The organism is Falsigemmobacter intermedius, from assembly GCF_004054105.1.
GTDB lineage: Bacteria > Pseudomonadota > Alphaproteobacteria > Rhodobacterales > Rhodobacteraceae > Wagnerdoeblera > Wagnerdoeblera intermedia.
The window spans coordinates 37086-64073 of sequence record NZ_SBLC01000018.1 but is presented as its reverse complement, the minus strand read 5'-3'; the positions used below and the strand labels follow the sequence as shown (position 1 = coordinate 64073).

At 64.2% G+C, this 26988-nt stretch carries 29 protein-coding genes; 15 read left to right on the top strand and 14 right to left on the bottom strand.

Annotated elements, in window-relative coordinates; genetic code table 11:
- Window positions 1-123 precede the first annotated feature (123 nt).
- Window positions 124-672 carry an NADPH-dependent FMN reductase gene (locus EP867_RS13020; protein ID WP_128489920.1) on the top strand — a complete coding sequence of 183 codons (549 nt, stop codon included), beginning with the start codon at window positions 124-126 and terminating at the stop codon, window positions 670-672.
- Here the strand turns inward: EP867_RS13020 and EP867_RS13015 are convergent.
- From EP867_RS13015 to EP867_RS12970, 10 genes are all read right to left on the bottom strand, one after another.
- Window positions 669-1454, bottom strand: a complete 786-nt coding sequence (locus EP867_RS13015) for a class I SAM-dependent methyltransferase (RefSeq protein ID WP_128489919.1) — start codon at window positions 1452-1454, stop codon at window positions 669-671. The two genes, EP867_RS13020 and EP867_RS13015, sit on opposite strands and share 4 nt — an antisense overlap.
- Window positions 1451-1924, bottom strand: coding sequence for an RNA pyrophosphohydrolase (locus tag EP867_RS13010; protein WP_128489918.1), 474 nt, complete (start codon window positions 1922-1924; stop codon window positions 1451-1453). The genes EP867_RS13015 and EP867_RS13010 overlap by 4 nt, the downstream gene beginning before the upstream one ends.
- Window positions 1925-1926: 2 nt before the next feature.
- Window positions 1927-3261, bottom strand: a complete 1335-nt coding sequence (locus EP867_RS13005) for a S41 family peptidase (protein ID WP_128489916.1) — start codon at window positions 3259-3261, stop codon at window positions 1927-1929.
- 11 nt (window positions 3262-3272) lie between these two features.
- A complete protein-coding gene (locus EP867_RS13000) occupies window positions 3273-4394 on the bottom strand; it encodes a murein hydrolase activator EnvC family protein (RefSeq protein WP_128489923.1) in 1122 nt (373 codons plus the stop codon).
- Complete coding sequence (gpmI, locus tag EP867_RS12995; RefSeq protein ID WP_128489914.1) at window positions 4394-5911, bottom strand: 2,3-bisphosphoglycerate-independent phosphoglycerate mutase; 1518 nt, start codon at window positions 5909-5911, stop codon at window positions 4394-4396. Before gpmI ends, EP867_RS13000 begins: the two co-directional genes overlap by 1 nt.
- Before the next feature lie 148 nt (window positions 5912-6059).
- Entirely contained in the window at window positions 6060-6239 is a 180-nt protein-coding gene (locus tag EP867_RS12990) for a DNA gyrase inhibitor YacG (RefSeq protein WP_128489912.1), read from the bottom strand.
- Window positions 6236-7279 (bottom strand): ribonuclease E/G, encoded by a 1044-nt coding sequence (locus tag EP867_RS12985; protein ID WP_128489910.1) that lies wholly within the window; start codon window positions 7277-7279, stop codon window positions 6236-6238. Before EP867_RS12985 ends, EP867_RS12990 begins: the two co-directional genes overlap by 4 nt.
- The gene (locus tag EP867_RS12980) at window positions 7276-7851 is read right to left on the bottom strand and encodes a Maf family protein (RefSeq protein ID WP_128489907.1); all 576 of its coding nucleotides are present in this window, start codon (window positions 7849-7851) and stop codon (window positions 7276-7278) included. The genes EP867_RS12985 and EP867_RS12980 overlap by 4 nt, the downstream gene beginning before the upstream one ends.
- A 1-nt stretch (window position 7852) precedes the next feature.
- The gene (gene infA / locus EP867_RS12975) at window positions 7853-8071 is read right to left on the bottom strand and encodes a translation initiation factor IF-1 (RefSeq protein ID WP_124963016.1); all 219 of its coding nucleotides are present in this window, start codon (window positions 8069-8071) and stop codon (window positions 7853-7855) included.
- A gap of 203 nt (window positions 8072-8274) precedes the next feature.
- The gene (locus tag EP867_RS12970; protein ID WP_128489905.1) at window positions 8275-9156 is read right to left on the bottom strand and encodes a carbon-nitrogen hydrolase family protein; all 882 of its coding nucleotides are present in this window, start codon (window positions 9154-9156) and stop codon (window positions 8275-8277) included.
- A 144-nt stretch (window positions 9157-9300) separates the two neighbouring features.
- Between EP867_RS12970 and EP867_RS12965 the strand changes: the two genes are divergently transcribed.
- Window positions 9301-10218 carry a DMT family transporter gene (locus EP867_RS12965; RefSeq protein WP_128489903.1) on the top strand — a complete coding sequence of 306 codons (918 nt, stop codon included), beginning with the start codon at window positions 9301-9303 and terminating at the stop codon, window positions 10216-10218.
- A 195-nt stretch (window positions 10219-10413) separates the two neighbouring features.
- Window positions 10414-11136: a prephenate dehydrogenase gene (locus EP867_RS12960; protein WP_128489901.1), complete on the top strand. Its 723-nt coding sequence runs from the start codon at window positions 10414-10416 to the stop codon at window positions 11134-11136.
- A 179-nt stretch (window positions 11137-11315) separates the two neighbouring features.
- Here EP867_RS12960 and efp read toward each other — a convergent pair whose 3' ends face one another.
- A complete protein-coding gene (gene efp / locus EP867_RS12955) occupies window positions 11316-11882 on the bottom strand; it encodes an elongation factor P (protein WP_128489899.1) in 567 nt (188 codons plus the stop codon).
- Window positions 11883-12009: 127 nt separating this feature from the next.
- Between efp and epmA the strand changes: the two genes are divergently transcribed.
- A complete protein-coding gene (gene epmA, locus EP867_RS12950) occupies window positions 12010-13047 on the top strand; it encodes an EF-P lysine aminoacylase EpmA (RefSeq protein ID WP_128489897.1) in 1038 nt (345 codons plus the stop codon).
- A gap of 144 nt (window positions 13048-13191) precedes the next feature.
- Here the strand turns inward: epmA and EP867_RS12945 are convergent, their stop codons facing one another.
- Entirely contained in the window at window positions 13192-14637 is a 1446-nt protein-coding gene (locus EP867_RS12945; RefSeq protein WP_128489895.1) for an aldehyde dehydrogenase family protein, read from the bottom strand.
- A gap of 179 nt (window positions 14638-14816) precedes the next feature.
- On the opposite strand from EP867_RS12945, the gene EP867_RS12940 reads away from it, so the two are divergent.
- The 8 genes from EP867_RS12940 to rodA all read left to right on the top strand — a co-directional run bounded on the left by EP867_RS12940 (window position 14817) and on the right by rodA (window position 22310).
- Window positions 14817-15473, top strand: coding sequence for a peroxiredoxin (locus EP867_RS12940; RefSeq protein WP_128489893.1), 657 nt, complete (start codon window positions 14817-14819; stop codon window positions 15471-15473).
- A 122-nt stretch (window positions 15474-15595) separates the two neighbouring features.
- On the top strand, window positions 15596-15892 hold the full coding sequence (locus tag EP867_RS12935; protein ID WP_128489891.1) for a DUF2218 domain-containing protein: 297 nt from the start codon (window positions 15596-15598) through the stop codon (window positions 15890-15892).
- A gap of 100 nt (window positions 15893-15992) precedes the next feature.
- Window positions 15993-16547: an acyl-CoA thioesterase gene (locus EP867_RS12930; protein WP_128489889.1), complete on the top strand. Its 555-nt coding sequence runs from the start codon at window positions 15993-15995 to the stop codon at window positions 16545-16547.
- 149 nt (window positions 16548-16696) lie between these two features.
- The gene (locus tag EP867_RS12925; protein ID WP_128489887.1) at window positions 16697-17734 is read left to right on the top strand and encodes a rod shape-determining protein; all 1038 of its coding nucleotides are present in this window, start codon (window positions 16697-16699) and stop codon (window positions 17732-17734) included.
- Window positions 17735-17772: 38 nt separating this feature from the next.
- Window positions 17773-18687 carry a rod shape-determining protein MreC gene (gene mreC / locus EP867_RS12920; RefSeq protein ID WP_128489885.1) on the top strand — a complete coding sequence of 305 codons (915 nt, stop codon included), beginning with the start codon at window positions 17773-17775 and terminating at the stop codon, window positions 18685-18687.
- The gene (locus EP867_RS12915; protein WP_128489883.1) at window positions 18680-19219 is read left to right on the top strand and encodes a rod shape-determining protein MreD; all 540 of its coding nucleotides are present in this window, start codon (window positions 18680-18682) and stop codon (window positions 19217-19219) included. The genes mreC and EP867_RS12915 overlap by 8 nt, the downstream gene beginning before the upstream one ends.
- A complete protein-coding gene (gene mrdA, locus EP867_RS12910; protein ID WP_128489881.1) occupies window positions 19216-21159 on the top strand; it encodes a penicillin-binding protein 2 in 1944 nt (647 codons plus the stop codon). Before EP867_RS12915 ends, mrdA begins: the two co-directional genes overlap by 4 nt.
- 11 nt (window positions 21160-21170) lie before the next feature.
- Window positions 21171-22310, top strand: coding sequence for a rod shape-determining protein RodA (rodA, locus tag EP867_RS12905; RefSeq protein ID WP_128489879.1), 1140 nt, complete (start codon window positions 21171-21173; stop codon window positions 22308-22310).
- 1 nt (window position 22311) lies between these two features.
- Here the strand turns inward: rodA and EP867_RS12900 are convergent, their stop codons facing one another.
- Window positions 22312-23565 (bottom strand): MFS transporter, encoded by a 1254-nt coding sequence (locus EP867_RS12900; protein ID WP_128489877.1) that lies wholly within the window; start codon window positions 23563-23565, stop codon window positions 22312-22314.
- Window positions 23566-23762: 197 nt separating this feature from the next.
- Window positions 23763-24458, bottom strand: a complete 696-nt coding sequence (sfsA, locus tag EP867_RS12895; protein WP_128489875.1) for a DNA/RNA nuclease SfsA — start codon at window positions 24456-24458, stop codon at window positions 23763-23765.
- Window positions 24459-24505: 47 nt separating this feature from the next.
- Here sfsA and EP867_RS12890 point away from each other — a divergent pair, with 47 nt between their 5' ends.
- The 3 genes from EP867_RS12890 (at window position 24506) to EP867_RS12880 (ending at window position 26967) form a co-directional block, all read left to right on the top strand.
- Window positions 24506-25234 carry a competence/damage-inducible protein A gene (locus tag EP867_RS12890; RefSeq protein ID WP_128489873.1) on the top strand — a complete coding sequence of 243 codons (729 nt, stop codon included), beginning with the start codon at window positions 24506-24508 and terminating at the stop codon, window positions 25232-25234.
- The gene (locus EP867_RS12885; protein ID WP_128489871.1) at window positions 25231-25956 is read left to right on the top strand and encodes an N-acetyltransferase; all 726 of its coding nucleotides are present in this window, start codon (window positions 25231-25233) and stop codon (window positions 25954-25956) included. Before EP867_RS12890 ends, EP867_RS12885 begins: the two co-directional genes overlap by 4 nt.
- Before the next feature lie 153 nt (window positions 25957-26109).
- On the top strand, window positions 26110-26967 hold the full coding sequence (locus EP867_RS12880) for an OmpA family protein (RefSeq protein WP_164888860.1): 858 nt from the start codon (window positions 26110-26112) through the stop codon (window positions 26965-26967).
- Window positions 26968-26988 lie beyond the last annotated feature (21 nt).

Below are 26988 nucleotides of genomic sequence, written 5' to 3'. Positions count from 1 at the left end.
GGCCGGAAAACCGCACAAGGTCATCATCACCGCCGTTGCCAGAAAGCTCGTCACCATCGCGAATACCCTGTGCAAGAGCCGGCAGAAATGGACCGCCGCAACGGCGTGAGAGATACAGTTGCTATGACCACCATTCTCGGCCTGTCCGGCAGCCTTCGGGCCGGTTCGCTGAACACCGCCCTGCTGCGCACGGCGGTGGGGCTGATGCCCGAGGGCGCGCGACTGGACGCCCATACCCTGCACGGCGTGCCGCTCTTTAACGAAGACGACGAAACCGCCCATGGCGCCCCCGCGCCGGTCGCCGCGCTGAAAGAGGCGCTGAAGGCCGCAGACGGGCTGCTGCTGGTGACGCCGGAATATAACAACGGCATCCCCGGCGTCTTTAAGAACGCCATCGACTGGATGACGCGCAAACCCGGTGGCACCGATCTGTTTCAGGGCAAGCCCGTGGCGCTGATCGGGGCCTCTCCAGGCGGCTTTGGCACCATTCTTGCCCAGGATATGTGGCTGAGCGTGCTGCGCACCCTGGGCACCCGGCCTTATTTTGAAGGGCGTCTGATGGTCTCGCGCGCGACGGAGGTCTTTGATTCTGAAGGCCGGATGTCTGACGCGAAGACGGAAAGCCGCCTGCGCGACTTCCTTGCGGGCTTTACCGAATTTGCGCGCCGCTAAAGCGGTCTGCGGGCGGTATATAGCAGGCTGACAAAGCTGCGCAGGACCGAGCCGCCGAATTCGCGCTCAACCAGATCCGCCATGGCCTGCAAAAATGCCTCCCGCGCGGCGGGGGGCATCTGCAGGATCGGCGAGAAACTGCGGCAGAGGTTCACCACCTCTGCCGTGCTCTGCCGGATCTGCCAGTCAAAGCGCTGCATCTGCGCCGCCTCAAAACCCGCAGCGGTCAGATCCGCCAGCCGCGCTGCGCTTTGCATCGCATAGGGCACGCCCTTCGCCGCCCCCCGCCCCTGCGCCATGCCGCTGAAAAGCGGCGCTGAGGCGCGCTGAAAGGCATCAGGCTGCGCCGGATCGCCGAAAACCGTCCACCACATGGCAAAACCGGCACCGGGTTTTAACCAGGCCCTGATCCGCGGCAGCGCGAGCCCCGCATCGAGCCAATGCATCGCCATGGCGGAAACGCCGAAATCCGCCACCCCCTCGGGGAGCGCCGCATCTTCCATCCGGGCGGGGATCACCTCAGCCTCAGGGGCTGAGACCCGCAGGCGCTTTGCCATCAAAGGGTCCGGCTCTATCGCGCGAAGCTGCAGACCCCGCCGGATCAGCGCGCGCGTGGCAAGCCCGGTGCCGGCACCGACCTCAAAGCCGCGCAGACCGGGGCGCAGATCCAGCTTTTGAAAAAGCGCCTCATAAAGGCCTTCAGGATAGGGCGGGCGCCCGGCATCATAGCCCGCAGCCTCAGCCCCGAAAGGCAAAGGGGAGGTCAGAGCCTCCCCGCTCATGGTGCCAGATGATCGCGGAATTCTGCGACCACCGTCTCATAGACCGCGCGTTTGAAAGGCACGATCCCCGCAACCATCTCTTCCGCGCCGATCCATTTCCAGGAGGAGAACTCCGGATGCTCGCTCTCAATCACGATCTGATCGTCCGAGCCTTTGAAGCGGTAGAGATACCAGCGCTGCTTCTGCCCGCGGTATTTGCCGCCCCAGACCTTGCCCAGCAGATGCGGCGGCAGGTCATAGGTCACCCAGTTTTCCGTGCGACCAATCTCTTCGACCAGATCTGCGGTGACCCCGGTTTCCTCCCACAGCTCGCGCAAGGCAGCTTCGCGGGACTTCTCGCCCTTATCAATGCCGCCCTGCGGCATCTGCCAGGCAGGCACCTCACTGTCGAGCCGCTGGCCGGCGAAAATCCGGCCCTCGGCATTGATCAGAACCACACCCACGCAGGGGCGGTAGGGCAGATCGCTCATCTTCAGTCTTTCTTCACGGCGGCCATGCCGCGCAGGATGTCGATGGCATAGGCCAGCTGGTAATCATCCTGGCGCAGCTTGGCGGCGGCTTCGGCTTTGGCGGCCTCTGCCTCGATCATTTTGCGCTCATCTTCGGTCATCGAATCGTTCGAGAGCGTGCCGCGCAGCTGCGCTTCCGAGCGCGACAGACGCGATTTCGGCTCTTCAACCGGAGCGGCATTCGGATCTTTGCGCGGCTGCGCCACCACGACATCGGGATGCACCCCCATGCCCTGGATCGAGCGGCCCGAAGGCGTGTAATAACGCGCCGTCGTCAGGCGCATCGCGCCGTCACCGCGCAGCGGCATGACCGACTGCACCGTGCCTTTACCAAACGACTTCATGCCGACAACGACGGCACGATCATGATCCTGCAGCGCGCCCGCCACGATCTCAGAGGCCGAGGCCGAGCCCTCGTTGATCAGAACGACAAGCGGTTTGCCTTCGGTCAGATCACCGGGGGTGGCATTCATCCGCTCTCCCTCAGCCGCGGTGCGGCCACGGGTCGAGACGATCTCGCCCTGCTCAAGGAAGGCATCGGCGACTTTGATCGCCTGGGGCAGCAGACCACCGGGGTTGTTGCGCAGATCAAGCACCACGCCATTGACCTTATCGGCCCCGCCGGCATCCTTGAACAGCTGCTTCAGACCATCCTCAAGCCCCTTGTAGGTCTGATCGTTAAAGGTCGTCAGACGCACCACCGCGACATCCCCCTCAAGGCGGGTGCGGGCCACTTTGACCTTCACGGTGTCGCGGATGATCGAGACGTCGAAGGGTTCTGCCGTGCCTTCGCGCACCACGGTGATCACCACCTCAGAGCCGACCGGGCCGCGCATCTTATCAACCGCCTGGTCCATGGTCAGACCCAGCACCGATTCCCCGTCCACATGGGTGATGAAATCGCCCGCAAGGATCCCCGCCTTATCCGCGGGGGTATCATCGATCGGGGTCACGACCTTCACGAAGCCCTCTTCCTGGGTGACTTCGATGCCAAGTCCGCCGAATTCACCCCGGGTCTGGACCGACATATCCTCATAGGCCTTCTTCGGCAGATAAGAGGAATGCGGATCAAGCGAGGTCAGCATGCCGTTGATCGCCGCTTCAATCAGCTTTTCCGGCTCAACTTCTTCGACATATTGCGCGCGGATCCGCTCAAAGATGTCCCCGAACAGGTCAAGCTGCTGATAGACCGAGGCCTTCTTCGCGGCATCCTGTGCAAGAAGCGGGCCTGCGAGCTGCATGGCAATCACCGCTCCCGCCACCGTTCCGCCAAGCGCAGCCAGCACATGTTTCTTCATGGATGCGTCCCTCATTCCCTCACATCGGCGAACCACTCGCCGGGATCGACGGGCTGACCGCCCTGCCTCAGTTCCATATAGAGCGTTTCCGAACCGGTTCTGCCAGTGCTCTCTGAGCCGCCCTGCAAAAGATCCCCGGTACCATCCGCGCCCCCCATCAGCCCCACGGGCGCATTGCCGGGAACGATATCACCAACACCACCGTAGATGGTCCCAAGCCCGGCCAGAACCAGAAGATAGCCCGCACCGGGCTCAAGGATCATCACATTTCCGTAGTCGAGAAAGGGGCCGACATAGCGGATCGTTGCAGGCCAGGGGGCTGTGACCAGCGCCTGAGGACGGGTGGCAATCACCAGCCCCGGCCGCTCAATCCCCGCAGCATCCGGCTCTCCGAACTGGCGCAGCACCTGGCCGAGCACCGGCAGCGGCAGCTTGCCCTGAGAGGCCGCAAATTCCGTCAGCTCCGTATCGGCCAGAAGATCCGGCGCAAGCCCGGTCGCCAGAGCATCCAGCGTATCGGCATCCGAGATCATCAGCTTCAGCCGCTCAGGATCTTCGGTAAAGCGTTTGGGCAGCGGCGCACGCGCGGCGATCGCCTGGCTCAGCTGGGTGCGGGCCACCTGTGCCGCCTCCAGCCCGCGCTGCAGCGTCACGCCTGCGGATTTCTGCAGCGCCCTGAGTTCAGAGACTTCCTTCAGCTCCGCCCGCAGCGTCTCAACCTCGGCCTGCATCGCCGGAGTGATCTCAGCCAGCATCATGCCGGAGCGTGCGGTGCCCACCGGCCCCGAGGGGTGCAGCATCAGAAGGGGCGTCGGGCTGGCGTCCATGCCCGACAGCACGCCGAGCAGTTTGGACACCCGCTCGCGCTTGGCCTCAAAGCGCATCTGCAAGGCGGTTTCGCGGATGGTCGCCTGGCGCAAAGCCTCGCGCAGGGTGGCAAGGCCGGTTTCATAGGCCTGGATGGTGCGGGTCAGCGCCGCGACCTGATCGCGGCCGCTTTCGGCCTGCTCCAGCGCCTCAACCGCGCCCAAAAGCCCCTCACTCGCCGCCCGCGCCTGATCCGAGACCGGGCTTTCCGCAAAAGCGGTCCCCCCGGCCAACAGGGCCAGACTGAGAGCCAGCGCCGCCCGCATCATGCGACGATCAGGCTCCGCCCGGTCATCTCTTCCGGCTGCGGCAGCCCCATCAGTTCCAGAAGCGTGGGGGCCACATCCGCCAGACGGCCATCGCGCAAAGCCACCCCCTCCGGCCCGCCGATCAGGATGACCGGAACCGGGTTCAGCGTATGGGCGGTATGCGGACCACCGGTTGCGGGGTCAAACATCTGCTCACAGTTGCCGTGATCTGCCGTCAGAAGCATCGCCCCCCCTTTGGCCAGCAGCGCCGGAATCACCCGCGACAGCCCCCGGTCCACCGCCGCACAGGCGGCCATCGCCGCCTCAAGGCTGCCGGTATGGCCCACCATATCGGGGTTGGCGTAGTTGACAACGATCAGATCGTAATCGGCCTCAATCGCCTCAAGGAATTTCTCCGTGACCTCTTCTGAGGACATCTCGGGCTGCAGATCATAGGTCGCCACTTTCGGCGATTTCGGCATGAAGCGGTCTTCCCCCTCTGCCGGGATCTCCTGTCCACCGTTCAGGAAGAAGGTGACATGTGGGTATTTCTCGGTCTCAGCCAGACGGAACTGACGCTTGCCCTGTTTGGCCACCCATTCGCCGAGCGTGTTGACGATGGTCTGCTTGGGGAAAGCCGATTTCATAAAGGTATCATGGTCTTTCGAGTAATCGACCATGCCAAAGAGCTTCAGATCCGGGCGGCGCTGAACATCAAAGCCTGCAAAGCCCGGCTGACCAAGCGCCAGCAGAATCTCCCGCGCGCGATCAGCCCGGAAGTTCAGGCAGAAAAAGCCGTCGCCGTCCTTCATTCCCGCATAATCGCCGATCACATAAGGCGTTATGAACTCATCGCTCAGCCCGGCCGCATAGGCCGCCTCAAGCGCAGCCACCGCCGAGACCGCACGCGTGCCCTGCGCGGCCACAAAGGCACCATAAGCCTGCGAGACCCGCTCCCAGCGGTTGTCGCGGTCCATGGCATAATAGCGCCCGACCACAGTTCCGACCTTCGCGCCCTGCGGCAGCCCCGCGACCAGGGCCTCCATATAGGGCACCGCCGAAGACGGCGCGACATCACGCCCGTCGGTCACCGCATGGATCACCACCGGCACACCCTGGCCCGCCACCAGATGGGCCGCCGCCTGAATATGGGTCAGATGCCCGTGCACCCCACCGTCCGAGACAACGCCCATCAGATGCGCCGTGCCGCCCGTGGCTTTCAGCCCGGCCACCCACTCCAGGATCGCGGCGTTCTGATTAAACGAGCCATCCTCAATCGCCAGATCGATCTGCCCCAGATCCATCGCCACCACACGGCCCGCACCGATATTGGTGTGCCCGACCTCAGAGTTGCCCATCTGCCCCGAGGGCAGACCCGCATCCGGACCATGGGTCAGAAGCGTCGCATGCGGGCACTCCGCCCAGGCCCGGTCAAAAGCCGGAGTTTCTGCCAGCGCCGGCGCATTGGCCGTGCGGTCTTCCGACAGGCCCCAGCCATCAAGAATGCAAAGGACAACGGGTTTCGCGCGGGTCATTCTGGGGCCTCCGGTAATCTTGACGCTTTATCTATGCCGCCGGATCGTCAAAGAAAACGCCCTCTGACACGAAGTTGCACGAAATTGCTCGACCGCATCCGGATCACGAAAGAAAAACGCGCGACGGGTTGCCCCCTCGCGCGCGCAGTCAGACCGGCCTTTGTGGAAGATCAGGCGGCGGAGCGCCATCCTCATCTTCGTCATCCTCTACCGGGATAGCATAGGTTCCGGTCATCCAGCGTGCCAGATCCACATCCGCACAGCGTTTGGAGCAGAAGGGGCGGTATTTCTCATCCGCCTCGCGGCCACAGATCGGACATTTGCTCACAGCAGATCCTTCAGCATCGCGCGGTCCCGTTTGCGCTGCAGCTCAAAGTTACCCAAAGGCGTCCAGCCTGCAAGGGTGCTCTCTGCCGCCTCGCCCTTGAAGGCTGCGCGCAGAACCTGCTCCAGGGTGCCGCGGTCTTTCTTCGGCATCGGCGCGAAATCGACCACGATCTGACCGCCAAGCCCGCGCAGACGCAGCTGACGCGGCAGATCCCGGGCGGCGGCAATATTGGCCTTCAGCCCGGCGGCCAGCGAGGTATCCGGCCCGGTGTTGATATCCACCGCCACCAGCGCCCGCGTGGTCTCCAGCACCATCGAGCCGCCCGCCGGCAGTTCCGCCACGACCGAGCGCAGATCATCAATGGCATCCAGAACGCCCGAACGCTCAAAAGCGCCCTCGCCCTCCACCACCTCATCGGGTGCCGGATCGGTCCATTCGCGCCAGGCCAGCTCATGGGCGTCCGGCGCATCCACCAGCAGCTCCGGCCCGCCCGAAAGATCGGCCATCACCGCCGTCGCAAGCTCTTTGACGGAAAGGATATCTTCCGCCACGGCGTCTTCGCCTGCCGCCTCTGCCGCCGAGCGGATGATCAGACCCAGCGTCGCCGGAGCCCCCTTCATCGCCTCATCAGCCAGATCCTGCAGATCCTGACGGAGCTCCTCATCGCGGATGCGGCGCGAGATATTAATCCCCGGTGCGCCCGGCGTGGCAATTGCCAGCTGAGATTTAAAGAGCACCCGCAGCGTGACCGGCACGGCCTTACCCGGCTCTGCCACACCCGAGACCTGCACGATCACGCGCTGACCCGGGGCCAGACCCGAGACCTGACGTAAGAATCCCGATCCGCCCGGAAGCTTCACGAAAACCCCGCCCTGGCCCTTGACCAGACGATCCACAACACCGCGCAGAATGGCACCCGGCTGCAGCGGGCTCTCGCCTTTGGGATCAATGACCAGATCCTCAAGACGACCATCCACCATCAGCGCCGCCGCCGCGCGGCCATCTTCCATCCGGTCAAGAACGACAACACGTCCGATCATGCCTGCCTCCAGAGCGGCACGCCCGCGGCGGCCAGAAGTTGTGCGGTCTCTGCAACCGGAAGGCCGACGACCCCGGTGAAAGACCCCTGCATCCAGGTCACAAACGCCCCGGCCAGGCCCTGAATGCCATAGCCGCCCGCTTTGCCCTGCCATTCACCGGACGCCAGATAGAAGTTCAGCTCATCATCCGACAGCCGCTTGAACTTCACCACCGAGACCACATCCCGCGTCCAGAGCCGCTCGCCTCTGCGAACCGCCACCGAGGTGATCACCTCATGACGACGCCCGCCCAGCAGCACCAGAAACTTTGCAGCCTCCGCCGCCGAGGCCGGCTTGCCGAGGATTCGGCGGCCCAGCGCGACCGTGGTATCGGCACAAAGCACCACATCCTCCGGCCCCGCCGCCACGGCAAAAGCTTTCTCAGACGCAATGCGCGCGCAATAAGGGCGCGGCAGCTCCCCTTTGCGCGGATCCTCATCGATATCGGGAGGCAGGATCGCATCGGGCACCAGCCCGATCTGCGCCAGAAGATCCTTCCGGCGCGGCGAGGCAGAGCCCAGAATCAGCTTCATCTTATTTGAAGCGATAATTGATCCGGCCTTTGGACAGATCGTAGGGGGTCATTTCCACCTGAACGCGGTCGCCTGCGAGAACGCGGATACGGTTCTTGCGCATTTTTCCTGCCATGGTCGCGATCAGTTCATGGCCGTTGTCCAGCTCGACCTTGAACGTCGTATTCGGCAGGAGTTCCTTCACGACGCCGGGGAATTCGAGCAGTTCTTCCTTGGCCATGTTGACTCCATTGGATAGCACCCGCCAAAAAGACTGCGGGCAAGGTGCTAATGAGCGTGCTGGCAGAAATTTTCAAGGGCAAAGGCCCCGTTAGACCACGAATGGGGCGGATTCGCCGCCCTTCGTGATCGTTTGGCTTTTGAAAAATACTCTGCAGGGGGGTCCGGGGGACGCAAAGTCCCCCGGCGGTTGCAAAGCCGAACTCAGGCCCGGATCACCTCCACCGGCACCGCCACACGCTCTTCCTGCTCGGGCCAGTGACGGCTCAACAGCACCACGCCATCATCCCGGGTCTGCCGGATCTGCTCGCGCGAGACCTCCGCCACCACCCAGCCCGGCACATTCAGCGCGCCCTCCGCCAGAACCCCGGTCTCCGGCCAGCCCGCATCGGGGGGCCCGAAAATCCCGGCAATGCCGGTGTTCTCTTCAACCCCGGCGCACCAGGCAGCCTCGCCCACCAGCGGCGCCTGCAGGGTGACGCACTGGTTCTCCAGCGCCCGCGCCATAGAGCCCACCCGCACCCGCATGAAACCCGCAAAACCTTCCGTGCAGCAGGGCGCCAGCAGTACTTCGGCCCCGGCTTCCGAGAGCGCCCGCGACAACAGCGGAAACTCACTGTCGTAACAGATCACCACCCCCACCCGGGCAAAGGGGGTCTCAAAGACCTTCAGCCCTGATCCCGGCGCAATCCCCCAGTCCTCGCGCTCAAAGCGGGTCATGATCTGCTTGTCCTGATGCCCGATCACCCCGGAAGGCCCGTAAAAGACCGCCCGGTTGACCAGCTGCCCCTCATGCCACACCGGACCGGAGCCGCCGAGAATATGCACGTCATGCGCCGCCGCCAGCCGCGCCAGAACGGCAGAGGCGGCCTCATGATGTTTCGCAGCCTCCCGCACCGCGCGATCCTGATCCCCGGCCACCGCGCGCCCGCCCAGCGAAGCCAGTTCCATCGCGCCATATTCCGGGAAGACCAGCAGATCGGCCCCCGTGGCCGCTCCTTCCGCGACCCAGGCCGTGATCTTCGCCTCATATGCTGAAAAATCCCCGAAGAAGTCCAACGGATAGGCGGCCGCCGCAAGTTTCATCTCATCCCCCCGACCCGGCGGAGACATTTCCGACACAGGCCCCATGATTTTCCCCACTCAGCTTGCACAGCGCCGGGCCCGGTGACAAGGCAGGAACGCGGGCTCCTGAGAGACCGCAGCCAGACTGACCCGGAGAGCTGAGACATGCGCCCGCTGCGCGGCATTACCTACAAACTGATCGCGGTGCTGGTTTTCATCGCCATGGCCTCGCTGATCAAACTGGCCGCCGAGCATGTCCCCCCCGGAGAAACGGTCTTCTTCCGCTCCTTCTTCGCCATACCGGTCATCCTCGGCTGGCTCTGGCTGCGGGGCGATCTGAAAAACGGCGTCAAAACCTCCCGGCCCGGCAGCCATTTTTTCCGCGCGCTCTCCGGCACCGCCTCCATGGGGCTGCAGTTCGCAGCCCTCGGCATGCTGCCCCTGCCGGAGGTGACGGCGATTATCTATGCGGCCCCGCTGATGGTGGTCGTGCTCGCAGCCCTCGTCCTGAAAGAAAAGGTCGGCCCCTGGCGCTACAGCGCGGTGGGTCTGGGCCTCGCCGGCGTGCTGATCATCCTCGCCCCGCGCTTTTCGCTTGAAGAAGGCCTGAGCACCGCGCAAAGCCTCGGGGCCGCCATCGCGCTTGCGGCCGCCGTCTTCATGGCCTTCGCCCAGATCTCAATCCGCAGGCTGACCGGCTTCGAGCCGGCCTCCACGATCGTCTTCTGGTTCACCATCAATGCCACGCTGCTGTCGCTGCTGACCCTGCCCTTCGGCTGGGTGATGCCGCCGCCCGATATCTTTGCCCTGCTGGTGCTGGCGGGCTTTCTTGGCGGGATCGGACAGATCCTGCTGACCTCAAGCTACCGCGAGGCCGAAGCCGCCGTCATCGCCCCGCTCGATTATGCCTCGATGATCTTTGCCCTGGGGATCGGCTGGTTCTTCTTCTCCGAAGTGCCGACGCTGCAGATGCTGTGCGGCGCCGCCCTGGTGATGGCAGCAGGCGTGCTGATCATCTGGCGCGAGCACAGGCTCGGCAAGGACCGCAGCCGGGCGCGCAAAGCCTCCACCCAGGGCGGCTGAGGGCTTGTCACCCGCGTGCAGCAGGCGTAAGCAAAAGCCATGAACAGCCCGCGCCCGATCCTCACGAGTGTTTATTATCCGCTGCCCTGACGCAGCGGAGCATCTGTTCATCCCCCCGCTGTCGTCTCTCCTGCCAGAGGCACAGCGCCGATCTTCCCCGCTTCCCCTGGCCCGCCCCCTACCGGATCCAGGACCATGCAACACCCGACCCTCGCTCTGATTGGCTTTGGCGCCTTTGGCCGCCTGACCGCCCGCCTGCTGGCGCCCCATTGCCGCATCCTTATCTGCGACCCCTCGGAAACCGCCTGCGAGGCCGCACGGCAGGCAGGCCTGACCCCGGTTGCGCTCCCCGAAGTGGCTGCGGCCGATATCGTCCTTCTCTGCGTGCCGGTGCCGCAGCTCGGCCAGACACTCTCAGCCCTGGCCCCCCATCTGCGCCCGGGCCAGCTCATCGCGGATGTGGCCTCAGTGAAATCCGCCCCCGCCGCCCTGATGCAAAACCTGCTGCCGGACCACGTTGACCTGCTGGCAACCCATCCGATGTTCGGGCCCCAAAGCGCGGCCGGCGGCACCCGCGGGCTGCAACTGGTGCTCTGCCCGCTCCGCGGCACCACCTGGCGCCGCCCGGCAGCCTTCCTGCGCAAAACCTTCGGACTGCGGATCCTGCTGAGCACGCCGGATCAGCACGACCGCGAAGCCGCCTTCACCCAGGGCCTCACCCATCTTCTCGCCCGCGCGATGCGCGATCTCGGCCCCGCGCCGAAACTGCGCACGAAAAGCTTCGATCTGCTCGACCAGGCCTTCGCCATGGTCCGGGACGATGCCGCAGAGGTCTTCGACGCCGTCACCCGCGACAACCCCCATGTCGCCCCCCTGCAGGCCCGGCTCGCGGCGCTTCTCTCCCCCGCCAGCCGCTGACTTTGGCTTTTTCAAAATACTCCCGGGCGGGGTCCGGGGAGGGCGGAGCGCCTCCCCGGCGCTCTCCGGACCCACAACCGCCTGAGACCTCTTAAAACCCCCGGAAAAGTAAAGACCCCGGAAAACAAAAACGCCCCCCGGAAAACCGGAGGGCGCTTTGGATCCGAAGGCCGTCGGGATCACTCTTTCGAGCGTTCCACATAGGTGTTGTCATCGGTATTGATGACGATACGGGTGCCCACGCCGATATGCGGCGGAACCATGACGCGCAGACCCGAGTCGGTCATCGCCGGCTTATAGGAGGAGGAGGCGGTCTGACCTTTGACGACCGGCTCGGTCTCGGTGATTTCCACCGTGATCTTCTGCGGCACTTCGATCGAGATCGGGTTGCCTTCAAAGGTCTTCAGCCAGACGCGCATGCCTTCCTGAAGATAGACTTTGGTGTCGCCCATGACGTCTTCTGCCACAACGACCTGCTCATAGGTGGTCGGCTCCATGAAGTGCCAGCCTTCGCCGTCTTCATAAAGATAGTCGAATTCACGTTCTTCGACGGTCGCTTTCTCCACCTGCTCGGTGGTGCGCCAGCGCTCCGAGACCTTGATGCCATCCGAGATGCGGCGCATGTCGACCTGGGTCACCGGGGTGCCCTTACCGGGGTGGATGTTCTGAGCGGTCAGAACGACATAGAGCTTGCCGTCCATGTCGATGACATTGCCCTTACGGATCGACGAGGCGATGACTTTCACGGGTGATAATCCTTGTGATATCCGGAGAACGCGGGGCCACAGCCTGCGCGATTGGCACCGCGCGTAGCGCATTCCGGCCATGATTTCCAGCCGAAAGGCGTTTTTGCCCCCGAAAGGACCCTGCGATATGGCCGAAACTTCCTGGTGGAACGCTGCCCGACATGCCGACCGTCGCCCCATGCTGCTGGCACGCAACCGCATTCAGGCGGGTCTGCGGCGCTGGTTTGACGATCAGGGCTTCACCGAAACCGACCCCTGCGCCCTGCAGATCAGCCCCGGCAATGAGACCCATCTGCATGCCTTTGCCGCCGAGGCCATCGACAATGACGGCGGGATGCGGCGGCTTTATCTGCACACCAGCCCCGAGTTCGCCCTCAAGAAGCTGCTGGCAGCGGGGGAGGAAAAGATCTTCGCCTTCGCCCATGTCTGGCGCAACCGCGAGCGGGGCGCGCGCCACAGCCCCGAGTTTGTCATGCTGGAATGGTATCGCACCCATGAAAGCTATGAGGTGCTGATGCAGGACTGCGCAGCCTTCCTGGCCCTGGCCGCCCGCGCCGCGGGAAGCCCGCTCCTGCGCCGGGGCGATCTGACCTGCGACCCCTTCCTCGCCCCTGAGCGGCTTTCGGTCTGCGAGGCTTTCATGAAATACGCAGGCGTCGATCTGCTGGCGACCATGGATGATAACGGCGTGCCCGATGCCGAAAAGCTGCGCCCGCAACTCCACGCCAAAGGTATGCGCACGGCCCCCGATGACACCTGGTCGGATATGATGAGCCGGGTTCTGACCGCAGATGTGGAACCCCGTCTCGGCCATGGGCGTGCCACCATTCTTGATCGCTACCCCGCCCATGAAGCGGCCCTGGCCCGCCGCTGCCCCGATGATCCGCGCCTGGCCGAACGCTTTGAGCTTTATGCCTGCGGGGTGGAGCTTGCGAATGGCTTTGGCGAGCTGACCGATCCGGTCGAGCAGCGCGCCCGCTTCATCGCTGAGATGGATGAAAAAGAGCGCATCTACGGCGAGCGTTACCCGCTCGACGAAGATTTCCTGAGCGCCCTCGCCGATATGCCCCTCGCCGCCGGGATCGCGCTTGGCTTTGACCGCCTGGTCATGCTGGCCACCGGCGCGCCCAAAATCGACGACATCATCTGGGCCCCCGCAGGCTGAGGCAGAACCGCTCCGGATGCACCCAGGCCGTCCGGCATCCTCACTGCTGAATCCGCCTCCCGGGCAGGGGCCTTGCTGCACAGCAATGCGAAAACCGGCTTTGACCGGCGGGAAACCCGCCGGTCAGAATCTGCAGGGGTGGCCTCAGTCCTGAGCGCCGTCCCAGCCCGAGATGGATTTCACCTCGAGGAACTCCTCAATCCCCCAGACGCCGCCTTCGCGCGCGCGGCCTGAGAGTTTGACGCCGCCGAAAGGCGCACCGGCCCCGCGGCTTTCGCCGTTCATCTCTACCATACCCGAGCGCAGCGCGCGGGCAAGGCGATTGCGGCGCGCGCCGTCCTGGCTCTGGACGTAATTGGTCAGGCCATAGGGCGTGTCATTGGCGATCGCCACGGCCTCTGCCTCGGTGTCAAAGGGGATCATGGCCAGAACCGGGCCGAAGATCTCTTCGCGTTCAATGGTCATTCCGGGCTTCACATCCGCAAAGACCGTCGGGCGGACATAGAAGCCCTTGTTCATGCCCTCAGGCAGTCCCGGACCACCGGCGACAAGGCGGGCGCCCTCTTCGATGCCTTTGGCGATATAGCCTTGGAGCTGATCCCACTGGCGCTTATTGACTACCGGACCGATGTGCTTGCCCTCTTTCGAGGCCGGAGCGACAGCGGTCGCCTCAGCCACTTCGCGGGCGATTTCCACGGCGCGGTCATAGATCGGACGCTCCACCAGCATCCGCGAGGGGGCGTTGCAGCTCTGACCGGAGTTGTTGAACATATGCCGCACGCCGCGCTTCACCGCGTCGTCATCGGCATCGGCAAAGACCAGGTTTGCCCCCTTCCCACCCAGCTCCAGCGTCACGCGCTTCAGGGTTTCCGCCGCTGCAAGGCTGATCGCCCGGCCCGCGCGGGTCGAGCCGGTGAAAGAGATCATCTCAACATCGGGGTGCTTCGACAGCACGCTGCCCACGCCCGCACCATCGCCGTTGACCAGGTTAAAGACGCCTGCCGGGAACCCAGCCTCATGAATGAACTCAGCAAAGAGCAGCGACGAAAGCGGCGCTTCCTCAGACGGTTTCAGCACACAGGTGCAGCCCGCCAGCAGCGCGGGCACCACCTTCAGCGTCACCTGGTTCATCGGCCAGTTCCAGGGCGTGATCAGCCCCACCACCCCGATCGGCTCCATGGCGATGCGGGCGTTGGGCGCATGGGGACCCAGCGGGCGGACCCATTCGATATGATCGAAGGCTTTGATAAAGTTTCGGATATGCGACGAGCCGGAAGGCGCCTGAGAGCTGCGCGCCATGGAGATCGGGGCCCCCATCTCAAGGCTGATGGCCTGGGCCATCTCTTCGTTGCGCGCCTCATAGATCTCAAGAAGCCGCTTCACCAGGGCCAGACGCTCAGCCGGAGGTGTCGCAGCCCAGGAGGGAAAGGCGGCTTTTGCGGCCGCGACGGCGGCATTGGTGTCTGCTTCCGCGCCAAGCGAGATCGTCGCACAGACGTCCTCAGACGAAGGGTCAATGACCGGGTAATCCCTGGGCGTGACCGGAGCAATCCAGGCGCCATTGATGTAAAAATCGCGTTTCTCGATCATAAGACCGGCCCTCCGAAAGTCTGTTGTGCCGGAAATCTGGCAGGGCCGGGGACATTGTGCAACCGCGCGCTTCGGAACAGGAACAGCCTCCCGAAGTTGTTAAGGGCCTGCTGCGAAGGCTTCCCCAGTGCCCGTTGCAGCCTTATTTTCCTGACCGAACCCTGCTGAAAGGACCCGTCATGACGCTGCGCATCAACGACACCGCTCCGGATTTTGTGGCCGATTCCACCGAAGGCCGGATTTCCTTCCATGAGGCAATCGGCGACGGCTACGCCATTCTTTTCAGCCATCCGAAAGACTTCACCCCGGTCTGCACGACTGAATTCGGGGCCGTGGCGCAACTCGCGGAAGAATTTGCGAAGCGCAACACCAAAGTCTTCGGAGTCTCGGTCGACCCGCTCGAAGCGCATGAGGGCTGGAAAGCCGACATTGAGAAATACTCCGGCAAGCCGGTGACCTTCCCGATGTTTGCCGACCCCGATCTGCAGATCGCCAAGCTTTATGACATGATGCCCGCCGAGTCGGTGCTGCCCGATGGCCGCACCCCGGCGCATACCGCCACCGTGCGTTCGACCTTCATCATCGGGCCGGACAAGAAGGTGAAGGTCATGCTGATCTATCCGATGACCGTGGGCCGCAACTTCCAGGAAATCCTGCGCGCGCTGGATGCGGTCCGCGCGACCGACGGCGTGCCTTTTGCCACCCCCGCAGACTGGAAACCGGGCGACAAGGCCATCGTGGCGCTTTCGGTTCCGACCGAAGAAGCGCAGCAGAAATACAAGGATCTTGAGATCGTTCTGCCCTATGTCCGCAAGGCCTCGCTTCCCGCGCAGTGATCTGACGGATATCTGATTTTAAGGCCCTGCAGCATTGCGGGGCCTTTACTTTAGCGCCCCCGTGCATCTGCCGCCGGTCCGGCCTATATTCCTGAGAAGTTTCATCAGGACAGGACCCGGTTATGTATTCCACCTCGGCGCATTTCCCGACGGCCAATGGCTCTAAATACCTTCAGCAGCTGTGCAAACATCTGGCCCATAAGGTCGAAGTCACCTTCACCCCCACCGAAGCAGAGGCCGATCTGCCCACCGGCCACATGAGCCTTCGTGCCGATGAAACCGGTCTTTTCGCCCGCGTGACCGCCGAAGATCTGCCCGCCATCATTCAGGCGCGGTTCGTGATTGATAAACACCTTGTCACCTTTGCCTTCCGCGACGGCTTTTCGGGTTTTTCCTGGGCGCTTGATCCGCAGGCTTAAGATGCTGCGCGGCCCCGGCCCCGGGGCGGTGCCGCGTCAGCCTTGACCCCGGGGGCCTGCCGGGTCAGGGAGGAGGGGAGACCAGAATGAAGCGCATTGCATGTATCCTTTCCTCCGTCTTTACCGTCAGGTTCACAAAGCCCGCCGGATGCCGGCCCTGGGGCTCTTTGACGCGCACCGCTCGGTGCTGCACTGCTGGCCGCAGGATATTGACCCATGGGTTGAGCTGAACAACGGCCGCACACTGACCCTCTTTGACCTTGGACGGGTGCCGATGATTACCCGTCTGGGGCTGCGCCCGCATCTGAACGCCAATGGCTGGAGCATGGCCGTGGCCGGAGCCTCAGTGCGCTACCGCCGCCGGGTGAAGATGTTTGACCGGCTGGAAATGATCTCGCGTCTGGCGGGATGGGACGATAAATTTCTCTATATAGATCAGTCTCTCTGGCGCGCAGGCGAATGCACGACCCAGGTCTTGAACCGCACGGCCGTCACCTCAGGCTCGGGGATCATCGCGCCCGAGCGGCTGATCCGCAGCGCCGGTTTCACCGAGCCGCAGCCCGAACTGCCGGGCTGGATCGCCGCCTGGGCCCGGGCAGAGGCTGAGCGCCCCTGGCCGCCCGAGGCGGGCCGGATCGCCGGAAATAACGTCTGACGGGCGTACAACCGCCACTCTACACGCGGATTTGCGCACAGAATGGCCCCGCCCCCTTTCAATGCGGGTGTGGCGGCGATAAAAGAATGCCGCGACCGGGTTCTTGCGGTCGCGGGTTTCCCTCTAGCACCGGACAGGATCTCCACAGGATGTCGATTTTTTCGGGCCTTTTTTCGTCGGACATGGCCATCGACCTCGGCACTGCCAACACGCTGGTCTATGTCAAAGGCAAAGGCATCATCCTGAACGAGCCTTCGGTGGTCGCCTATCACGTCAAAGACGGCAAAAAGCAGGTCCTGGCCGTGGGTGAAGACGCCAAGCTGATGCTGGGCCGGACGCCGGGGTCCATTGAGGCGATCCGCCCGATGCGCGACGGGGTGATTGCGGATTTCGACTCTGCTGAAGAGATGATCAAACATTTCATCCGCAAGGTTCACAAACGCACCACCTTCTCGAAGCCGAAAATCATCGTCTGCGTGCCCCATGGCGCCACTCCGGTGGAAAAACGCGCAATCCGCACCTCGGTTCTCTCGGCGGGCGCGCGCCGCGCCGGTCTGATTGCAGAGCCGATCGCAGCCGCGATTGGTGCGGGCATGCCGATCACCGATCCCACCGGCTCGATGGTGGTCGATATCGGCGGCGGCACCACGGAAGTGGCGGTTCTGTCGCTCGGTGACATCGTTTACGCCCGCTCGGTGCGCGTGGGCGGCGACCGGATGGATGATGCCATCATCTCTTATCTGCGCCGCAACCAGAACATCCTGATCGGTGAAGCCACGGCTGAGCGGATCAAATGCACCATCGGCACCGCCCGCATGCCCGACGATGGCCGTGGCCAGTCGATGACCATTCGCGGCCGCGATCTGCTGAACGGTGTGCCGAAAGAGACCGAGATTTCGCAGGCTCAGGTGGCCGAAGCTCTGGCAGAACCGGTGCAGCAGATCTGCGACGCCGTCATGCAGGCGCTCGAAGCCACCCCGCCGGATCTGGCGGCAGATATCGTTGACCGCGGCGTCATGCTGACGGGCGGCGGTGCGCTTCTGGGCGATCTCGATCTCTCGCTGCGCGAGCAGACCGGGCTGATGATCTCGGTCGCGGAAGAGTCGCTGAACTGCGTGGCCCTCGGCACCGGCAAGGCGCTTGAGTATGAAAAGCAGCTTCGCCACGTGATTGATTACGAAAGCTGAGGCCTTCCAGCCCGGCCTGACCTGAACAAGAGGCCGCTTTGGCACGCGACCGTGATCCGCAAGCCTATACCAGACCCGTCCGGCGCATCTTTGTGGCCGGGCTGGTTCTTTTGCTGCTCGGGGTCTTTCTGCTCTGGCGCATCGACAGCCCGCGGGTTGAGCGGTTTCGCATGGCGCTGATCGACCGCTTTGCGCCCTCGATGGAATGGGCCATGGCGCCGGTCGCCTGGGGCAGCGGCCTGATTGAGGGTTTTCAGTCCTACAGCCGCATCTATCAGCAAAACCAGGAACTGCGCCGCGAGTTGCAGCAGATGAAGGCCTGGCGCGAGGCCGCTTTGCAGCTTGAGCAGAAGAACGCCAAGCTTCTGGACCTCAATCAGGTGCGGCTGGACCCGAAGCTGACCCATGTGACCGGCGTGGTCATCGCTGACAGCGGCAGCCCCTTCCGGCAGTCGGTGCTTCTGAACGTCGGCAGCCGCGACGGCATTCGCGACGGCTGGGCCACGATGGATGGTCTGGGTGTGGTGGGCCGCATCTCAGGCGTCGGGCGCACGGTCAGCCGGGTCATGCTGCTGACCGATGCGTCGAGCCGGGTGCCGGTGACGGTGCAGCCCTCAGGTCAGCGGGCCATTCTGGCGGGGGATAACTCTTCTCTGCCGCCGCTGGATTTTCTGGAAAAATCAGACCTCGTGCGCCCCGGCGACCGGGTGGTCACCTCCGGCGACGGCGGGCTTTTCCCGGCGGGGCTTCTGGTGGGTCAGGTGGTGCAGGGCTCTGACCGCAGGCTGCGGGTCGCACCGGCTGCGGATTATCTGCGGCTGGAGTTTCTGCGGGTGCTGCGCAGCCATGAGCATGAAGAGATCGCCGATCCCGGTGATCTGATCTCGCCGCCCCCCGGCACGCTGCCTGAGCCTCAGACCGGACCCAATACCCCGGAGCCTGCGGATGGCTGAAGCAGCCCGCAACAGCGTCTGGCTCTGGCGGGCGATCTTTGTGGCGGTCTTTGCCCTTCTGCTGTCGCTGCGCCTGCTGCCGCTCAGCTCAGAGCCCGGCAAACTGCCGGGGCCTGATCTTCTGCTCTGCCTCAGCTGTGCCTGGGTCCTCCGGCGGCCCTATCATCTGCCGGTGCTGCTGATCGCGCTGGTGGTGCTGCTGGAGGATATGTTCCTCATGCGCCCCCCCGGCCTTTGGGCCGCGGTGGTGGTGATGGGCACCGAGTTTCTGCGCCGCCGTGCCGCCTTCATGCGTGAGTTGTCCTGGCTCTCAGAGTGGATGCTGGTGGCGGTGGCCATGCTGGGGATGTTCCTTCTGAACCGCGTGGTCATGGCGCTCACCATGCTGCCGCAACCGGGACTGGGGCTGACGCTGGTCGAATTCATCTTCACCGCTGCGGCCTATCCGGTGATCATCTTTGTTCTGCGCCACCTGGCCGGGCTGACCAAGCCCGCCACGGGCGAGCGCGACAGTCTGGGGAGGCCGCTGTGAAACGCCGCGCCCGCGAAAACGACGAAGCCGCCCGCAAGGTTACCCGCCGGGCGCTGTTCCTGGGCGGCTGTCAGGCCGCATTCATCGCCGTTCTTGGCGCGCGTCTGCGCTATCTGCAGGTCGATCAGGCAGAGCAGTTCAAACTGCTGGCCGAGGAAAACCGCATCTCCATCCGGCTGATCCCCCCTGCGCGCGGGCTGATCTTTGACCGAAAAGGCGTGCTGATCGCCGGCAATGAGCAGAACTACCGCGTCACCATCACCCGCGAGGGAGCGGGGGATGTGGAAGCCGTGCTGCGCCGTCTTTCAGAGGGCATCCCGCTCAGCGAAGACGACATCCAGAAAACCATCCGCGAGACGCGCCGCCGCTCGGCCTTCGTGCCTCATATCGTGGCCGAGCGTCTGACCTGGGAGCAGCTGAGCTGGATCTCGGTCAATGCCCCCGCCCTGCCCGGCGTCACACCCGAAGTGGGTCTGTCGCGCACCTATCCGCTGGATGAGGATTTCGCTCATTCGGTGGGCTATGTGGGGCCGGTTTCGGAAAACGATCTGGCACAGCTGGAAAGCCCGGACCCGGTTTTGCAGATCCCGAAGTTCCAGATCGGCAAGATCGGCGTGGAGCGGCGTCTTGAGGATGAGCTGCGCGGAAAAGCAGGCTCGCGCCGGATTGAGGTCAATGCTGCCGGCCGCGTGATGCGCGAGCTGGACCGCCGTGAGGGGGTTGAGGGCGCGGATATCGTTCTGACGCTGGATGCGCAGATCCAGAACTACGCCCGCATCCGTCTTGAAGAGCACAGCGGCAGCGCCGTTCTGATGGATGTGCGCAATGGCGATCTGGTGGCGCTGACCTCTGCGCCCTCCTTTGACCCGAACCTCTTTGTGCGCGGCATCTCGAACCCGGATTTCCGGCGGCTGATGGACAATGACCACCGGCCTTTGTCGAATAAATCCGTCCAGGGCGCCTATCCGCCCGGCTCGACCTTCAAAATGGTCACGGCGCTTGCGGCGCTTGAGGCCGGGGTGATCACCGCCAATACCACCGTCTACTGCCCCGGCCATTATGAGGCCGGCGGGCGGCGGTTCCACTGCTGGAAGCGGGCGGGCCATGGCTCCTGCGATCTGACCAAGGGTCTCGCGGAAAGCTGCGACGTCTATTATTATGATATTTCCCAAAGAGTTGGCATCGACGCCATCGCCGCTATGGCGGAGCGTCTGGGGTTGGGCGTGCGCCATGATCTGCCGATGTCGGCGATCTCGGAAGGGCTGAACCCCAACCGCGCCTGGAAGCAGGAAAAGCGCGGCCAGGACTGGCGCATCGGCGATACGATCAACGCCTCGATCGGTCAGGGCTATGTGCTGTCGACGCCGCTGCAACTGGCGGTGATGACGGCCCGCCTGGCCACCGGGCGCGCGGTTGAGCCCCGCATGGTGCATTCCATCGGCGGCGTTGAGCAGCCGGTGGCCGAGGCCCCTCCGCTGGGGCTGACGCCGGATCATCTGCGCAATGTGCAGCGCGGCATGTGGGCGGTGCTCAATCAGCGCACCGGCACCGGCTGGTCCTCACGCTCTGAAGACAAGGCCATGCTGATCGCGGGTAAATCCGGCACCGCACAGGTGCGCAACATCTCGGCCGCTGAACGCGCGCGGGGGGTGATCCGCAACGACCAGCTGCCCTGGAACCGGCGCGATCACGGGCTCTTTGTGGCCTATGCGCCCTCAGACAACCCGCGCTACGCCTGTTCGGTGGTGCTGGAGCATGGCGGCGGCGGCGGCGTGGCCGCGCCCATCGCCCGCGATATTCTGCTCTTTGCGCTCAACGGCGGCATGCCGCCCCTGAGCGCCTATCCGAAAAACCAGCGCGGCCGGATCGAATCGCATCAGCAGAGCCTGCCGCTGCGGGCACCGGAAACCTTCTCGGGCAGCCGCCCGACCCGCGCCTGAGGGGTCAGTTGATGAGCTATCTCGATTACTCCGTCAAACGCGCCCCCACCGGCCTGCGCAAGTTTCTCCATATGAACTGGGCGCTGGCCCTGCTGCTCGGGTCCATCGGTTCAATCGGGGTGCTGATGCTTTATTCGGTGGCGGGGGGCGACTTCTCCACCTGGGCCGAGCCGCAGATGGAGCGTCTGATCATCGGTCTGATCGCGATGATCCTTATGGGGCTGGTCCCGATCTGGTTCTGGCGCAATATGGCGGGGCTGGCCTATGGCGGCACCTTCCTGCTGCTTGTGGGGGTGGAGTTATTCGGCACCGTCGGCATGGGCGCGCAGCGCTGGATTGAGATCGGTCCGCTGCGTCTGCAGCCCTCAGAGCTGATGAAGATCGCGCTGGCGATGATGCTGGCGGCCTATTACGACTGGCTCGATCCGAAAAAGGTCTCGCGCCCGCTTTGGGTGCTGGTCCCGGTGCTGATCATCCTGCTGCCGGTGAGCCTGGTGCTGCGTCAGCCGGACCTTGGCACCTCGCTGATGCTTCTGGGCGGCGGGGCGGCGATCATGCTGGTGGCAGGCGTTCACTGGGCCTATTTCGCGGCCGTTCTGGCGATGATCGGCGGGGCGGTCTCCTCGGTCTTCATCGCCCGCGGCACGCCCTGGCAGTTTTTGCAGGATTACCAGTATCGCCGCATTGATACCTTCCTCGATCCCTCTGCTGACCCTCTCGGCGCGGGCTATCACATCAATCAGGCCAAGATCGCCATCGGCTCAGGCGGATGGGCGGGTAAGGGCTTTATGGAAGGCACCCAGAGCCGGCTGAACTTCCTGCCTGAAAAGCACACCGACTTCATCTTCAACATTCTGGCAGAAGAATTCGGCTTTGTCGGCGGCGTCTCGCTGCTGGTGCTTTATGCGCTGGTCATCATTTTCTGCATCTGGACCGCCATTCAGGCGAAAGACCGCTTTGCCTCTCTCGTGGTGATCGGCATTTCAGCGGCCTTCTTCTTCTATTTCGCGGTCAATCTGGCCATGGTGATGGGGATTGCCCCGGTGGTGGGCAAACCCCTGCCGCTGGTCTCCTATGGCGGCTCGGCCATGCTGGTGGTGCTCATGGGCTTCGGGCTTGTGCAAAGCGCCCATGTGCACCGGCTCAGATAGATCAGGCGGCGGCCACTGCGGCCGGGGCGCGGTTCTCGCGCACCGGCAGGTGGACGATGGCTGAGAAAGCCCCGACCCCGATGCCGATCCACCACACCAGGGTGTAATCGCCCGTCAGGTCATACATCTTCCCGCCCAGCCAGACGCCCATAAAGCCGCCGATCTGATGGCTCAGGAACACGATGCCATAAAGCGTTGCCATATAGCGCATGCCCCAGATATGCGCGACGAGCCCTGCCGTCAGCGGCACGGTGGCCAGCCACAGCGCCCCCATGACAACCGAGAACAGCAGCACCGTTACCGGGGTGATCGGCATGAGGATAAAGGCCGCCGCCGCCAGGGTGCGCAGCACATAGATCCCCGCCAGCAGGTTTTTGCGGCTGTAGCGCGCGCCAAGCCAGCCTGCGGTGATCGTCCCGGCAATATTGGCAAGCCCGATGACCGAGATGGAGACCGCCCCCAGAACGGAGGTGGTGGTGATCCCGAGCGCCGCGAGCATCCCGTTGGGCGCAATCGCGCCGCACATCTCGGTCACCATGGCCGGGAAATGCGCGGTGATGAAGGCCAGCTGATAGCCGCAGGAGAAAAAGCCCACGAAAATCAGGATATAGCTCGGGTCTTTCAACGCGCGGGAGAGAACCCTGCCCAGCGGCTCTGCCGGCTCAGAGGGGCCTTCCGCATCGGGGGCGTTCAGGAGAGGCACCGCGAACATCGCCAGAAGGATCACGCCCGCGAAAATCAGAAAGACGCTCTGCCAGGCAAGATAGCCCAGCATGATCTCTGCCACCGGGGCACCAAAGACCTGTCCGGCCGAGCCTGCGGCGGTGGCAATCCCCATGGCCATGGAGCGGTGTTTCTCGGGCGTGGCACGCCCCACAACACCAAGGATCACCCCAAAGCCCGTGCCTGCCACACCAAAGCCCACGATAATCTCAAGCAGCTGATGCTGCCCGGGCGTGATGGCAAAGGCGCTTAACACCAGGCCCAGCGCATAAAGCGCACCGCCCAGCAGCACCGCCGCGCGGTTGCCGAGCCGCTCGGAGATGGTGCCGAAGATCGGCTGACCAAAGCCCCAGGCCAGGTTCTGCAGCGCAATGGCCAGCGAGAACTCTGCCCTGGCCCAGCCGAACTCATTGGCGATCGGGATCTGAAACACGCCGAAAGACGCCCGGATGGAAAAGCCGATCATCAGGATCAGGCTTCCGGCGATCAGCACCGGAGAGAGAAGCGAGGGCGAAGCAGTGGCGTGTCGCATGGCAGCAATCCTGGGGAACTCTGCCGCGAAGCTGTGCCTCGCTCACGGCGGCGTCAACTCACAATCTGACCCCTCAGCCCCTCCGGACGCAGGGAAAGCGGCACGGCGGGCCGGGTGACGGGCCATGCACGGCCCGCTGACGCGGAGGTCATCCGCCGCGAGGCCCTTTCGCGCGGCACAGAAACGGCCGGGATGCGTCAGATCACCGGCACCATGCGGCGGGCTGTGACCCCTTCGGGAGAGATGTCACAGGCCAGCCCCAGCATCTGCACCCCTGCGGCGCGGGCCTCTGCGAAGGCGCGGGCATAGGCGGGATCGATATCCCCCGCGATGGTGATGCGGTCACACGCACTGCGCGACAACAGGTAAAGCATCGCCGCCCCTTCGCCCCGCAGCCGCGCGGCCCTCAGCCCCTCCAGATGCTTTGCGCCCCGCGCGGTGCGGCTGTCGGGAAATTCCGCAAGCCCCGCCTGCCGCGCCAGAGTGACGGATTTCACCTCAAGCCAGAACGGCCCCTCTGCGGTGGTCAGGCAAAAATCGATCCGGCTGTCTGCATCCATCCGCACCTCAGGCCGAAAGCCGCTGAAGGCGGGCAGGCCGGTAATCAGCCCGGCGCCCAGCGCCTCTGCCACCACGCCATTGGCAAGCGAGGTGTCGATGACGGCCATGCCGCCCTGTGGCAGTTCTGCCAGCTTCCAGCCCCAGGCGAGTTTGCTGCCGGGCCTGGAGGGGGCGATCCACACCCGCATCCCCGGCTCAGCCAGCCCGGTCATGGCGCCGGGGTTGGGGCAGTGAATGGTGACTTCCGCGCCATCCGGCAGAACCACATCGGCCAGAAAGCGTTTATACCGGCGAAGCAGACGCGCTTCTGTAAGGGGTCTGGGAAACTGCATAATCCGCCCCTATACCCGAAGGGGTGTTCTGGCAAGGAGGGCCTGAGATGACGAATCCCACTGCAGCAATGCTGGTGATCGGTGATGAAATTCTGTCGGGCCGTACCCGGGATTCCAACAGCCATCATCTGGCGGGCGAACTGACCCGCCATGGCATCCGGCTGATGGAAATCCGCATGGTCGCGGATGAAGAAGCAGACATCGTGGCGGCGCTGAATGCTTTGCGCGACCGCTGGGATCATGTCTTCACCTCGGGCGGCATCGGGCCGACCCATGACGACATCACCGCCGATGCCGTGGCGAGGGCCTTTGGCGTCAGCATCGATGTGCGCGAGGATGCCCGCGCGCTGCTCGCCGCGCATTACCAGCGCTCGGGCCAGGAGCTGAACGCCGCAAGGCTGCGCATGGCCCGCATTCCCGAAGGGGCCGCGCTGATCGACAATCCCGTCTCGGTGGCGCCCGGCTTCACCATCGGCAATGTCCATGTCATGGCCGGTGTGCCGAATGTCTTTCAGGCCATGGTCGCAAGCGTTCTGCCCAAGCTGACCGGCGGTGCCCCCCTCCTGAGCCAGAGCCTGTCGGTACTGCGCGGTGAAGGCGAAATCGCCGAAGGCTTTGCGGCACTGGCGGCGGAATATCCCGAGCTGTCGCTTGGCAGCTATCCCTTCCAGCGCAATGGCGCTTATGGCACCAGCCTTGTGATCCGCGGCACCGATCCGGTGCAGCTTGAAGCGGCGATGAAAAAGCTGACCGCACTTTTCGGGGAGACTGCATGAGCACCCCGCAGCTTCAGGACTGGTTTGACGCGCTGGATGCCACCTGGCCCGGAAAAGCGGTGCATGCCCTTGGCCCCTGGCGCATCCGCGAAGGCGCAGGCGGCGGGCAAAGGGTCTCGGCGGCGACCACCGCCGTGGCCGATGTCAGCGATGCAGAGATTGCTGAGGCCGAAGAGTTTCACCGCAGTCTCGGGCAAAACCCGCTCTTTCAGATCCGCCCCGGCCAGGAGGCGCTGGATGCCCGGCTGGCCGCTCGCGGCTATGGCAAAAATGATGCCACCCATCTGCGCGCAGCCCCGGTCACGCAGTTTGAACCCGCGCCCTATCTGCGCTCGATCATGCACTGGCCGCCACTGGCGCTGACCCGCGAGATCTGGGCGGGTGATCATATCGGGCCGGAGCGCGTTGCCGTGATGGAGCGTGCGGAGGGCAAAAAAACCGCTCTCATCGGGCGGGACGGCAATGATGCCGATCGTGCCTCCGGTGCGGCCTTCGTGGCCACCCATGGCGCAATTGCCATGCTGCATGCGCTTGTGGTGCTGCCGAATATGCGTCGGCGCCGTTCCGCCCACTATATGATGTGTGGCGCGGCAAACTGGGCACAGGATAATGGCGCAGACTGGCTCGCTGTGGCCGTCACTCAGGCCAATGCCGGGGCTGGCGCGCTCTATACTTCCCTGAAAATGCCGGTTGTGGGAGAGTATCATTACCGGGGCCTGTGACGCTTCGGCAGGGTCTGACATCTGTGCAAACGGAATCACTGCAGAGTAATGAGTCTTATCTTTGTTTTGCGAAGTGCCCTGACCGCAGGCCTCTGCCTGCTCCCCGCCCTAGCTCAGGCGGCAGGAACCCTTGTCCCCGCCGGTGCGGAGCGGGTGAGCCAGCATATTGAACCTTCGGGCAGCTATTCCCTGCCGATCGGTCCCTGGGACGGGGGCACAATGCTGACACGCCACAGCGAGGGCCAGGTGATCCAGACCGCCTGGCGCTGGTCAGGCACGGGAAAATCCACGCTCGATCTCTTCGCCCCTCTGCGGGAAAAGCTGCAGGCCGAAGGCTGGTCGCTGATCTATGAATGCGATGGCCGGGGCTGTGGCGGCTTTGACTTCCGCTATTCCACCCGGGTGCTGCCAGAGCCGGATATGCATGTCGATCTGGCCGATTTCCGCTATCTCGCCGCCAGACGCGGCCGAGGGGCTGAGGCCTCTGTTCTGAGCCTGCTGGTCAGCCGCTCAGAAGGGGCGCAGGCGGGCTTTGCCCAGACCATCGAAGTGCAGCCCGCCGCAGAGCCGCCAGGCCTGCCCATCCCGGCGGAACCACCTGTCCTGCCCGTTGAAACCGGCGGGATCGGGGCCGCGCTTGATGCAAGCGCGCGAGTGGTGCTTCCCGGCCTCAGCTTTGCCTCCGGCGGCGCGGAGGTGGAGGGCTTTGACCGTGCCGCCCTGCAGGAACTGGCGGACTGGCTCACCGCCCGTCCTGAGGGTGAGATCACGCTGGTCGGCCATTCTGACACGACCGGCAATCCGGCCAGCAACCTCACTCTGTCCGGCCGCCGGGCTGAGAGCCTGCGTCAGCTGATGATCCGCGATTTTGGCGTGGCTGAAAGCCGCCTCAAGGCGAAGGGTGAGGGGGATGTAACGCCCCTTGCCCCCAATGACACCGCCGAGGGCCGCGCCAGGAACAGACGGGTCGAAGCCATTGTGACCCGTCCGGTCACGACCCCGACCCGTTAAAGTTTTCGCACTTTGACACCG

Bases quoted from the DNA above. Each gene is read 5' to 3' on its own strand.
- EP867_RS13020 (WP_128489920.1), top strand. From the start codon at position 124: ATGACCACCATTCTCGGCCTGTCCGGCAGCCTTCGGGCCGGTTCGCTG.
- EP867_RS13015 (WP_128489919.1), bottom strand. From the start codon at position 1,454: ATGAGCGGGGAGGCTCTGACCTCCCCTTTGCCTTTCGGGGCTGAGGCT.
- EP867_RS13010 (WP_128489918.1), bottom strand. From the start codon at position 1,924: ATGAGCGATCTGCCCTACCGCCCCTGCGTGGGTGTGGTTCTGATCAAT.
- EP867_RS13005 (WP_128489916.1), bottom strand. From the start codon at position 3,261: ATGAAGAAACATGTGCTGGCTGCGCTTGGCGGAACGGTGGCGGGAGCG.
- EP867_RS13000 (WP_128489923.1), bottom strand. From the start codon at position 4,394: ATGCGGGCGGCGCTGGCTCTCAGTCTGGCCCTGTTGGCCGGGGGGACC.
- gpmI (WP_128489914.1), bottom strand. From the start codon at position 5,911: ATGACCCGCGCGAAACCCGTTGTCCTTTGCATTCTTGATGGCTGGGGC.
- EP867_RS12985 (WP_128489910.1), bottom strand. From the start codon at position 7,279: ATGATCGGACGTGTTGTCGTTCTTGACCGGATGGAAGATGGCCGCGCG.
- EP867_RS12980 (WP_128489907.1), bottom strand. From the start codon at position 7,851: ATGAAGCTGATTCTGGGCTCTGCCTCGCCGCGCCGGAAGGATCTTCTG.
- infA (WP_124963016.1), bottom strand. From the start codon at position 8,071: ATGGCCAAGGAAGAACTGCTCGAATTCCCCGGCGTCGTGAAGGAACTC.
- EP867_RS12970 (WP_128489905.1), bottom strand. From the start codon at position 9,156: ATGAAACTTGCGGCGGCCGCCTATCCGTTGGACTTCTTCGGGGATTTT.
- EP867_RS12965 (WP_128489903.1), top strand. From the start codon at position 9,301: ATGCGCCCGCTGCGCGGCATTACCTACAAACTGATCGCGGTGCTGGTT.
- EP867_RS12960 (WP_128489901.1), top strand. From the start codon at position 10,414: ATGCAACACCCGACCCTCGCTCTGATTGGCTTTGGCGCCTTTGGCCGC.
- epmA (WP_128489897.1), top strand. From the start codon at position 12,010: ATGGCCGAAACTTCCTGGTGGAACGCTGCCCGACATGCCGACCGTCGC.
- EP867_RS12945 (WP_128489895.1), bottom strand. From the start codon at position 14,637: ATGATCGAGAAACGCGATTTTTACATCAATGGCGCCTGGATTGCTCCG.
- EP867_RS12940 (WP_128489893.1), top strand. From the start codon at position 14,817: ATGACGCTGCGCATCAACGACACCGCTCCGGATTTTGTGGCCGATTCC.
- EP867_RS12935 (WP_128489891.1), top strand. From the start codon at position 15,596: ATGTATTCCACCTCGGCGCATTTCCCGACGGCCAATGGCTCTAAATAC.
- EP867_RS12930 (WP_128489889.1), top strand. From the start codon at position 15,993: ATGTATCCTTTCCTCCGTCTTTACCGTCAGGTTCACAAAGCCCGCCGG.
- EP867_RS12925 (WP_128489887.1), top strand. From the start codon at position 16,697: ATGTCGATTTTTTCGGGCCTTTTTTCGTCGGACATGGCCATCGACCTC.
- EP867_RS12915 (WP_128489883.1), top strand. From the start codon at position 18,680: ATGGCTGAAGCAGCCCGCAACAGCGTCTGGCTCTGGCGGGCGATCTTT.
- rodA (WP_128489879.1), top strand. From the start codon at position 21,171: ATGAGCTATCTCGATTACTCCGTCAAACGCGCCCCCACCGGCCTGCGC.
- EP867_RS12900 (WP_128489877.1), bottom strand. From the start codon at position 23,565: ATGCGACACGCCACTGCTTCGCCCTCGCTTCTCTCTCCGGTGCTGATC.
- sfsA (WP_128489875.1), bottom strand. From the start codon at position 24,458: ATGCAGTTTCCCAGACCCCTTACAGAAGCGCGTCTGCTTCGCCGGTAT.
- EP867_RS12890 (WP_128489873.1), top strand. From the start codon at position 24,506: ATGACGAATCCCACTGCAGCAATGCTGGTGATCGGTGATGAAATTCTG.
- EP867_RS12885 (WP_128489871.1), top strand. From the start codon at position 25,231: ATGAGCACCCCGCAGCTTCAGGACTGGTTTGACGCGCTGGATGCCACC.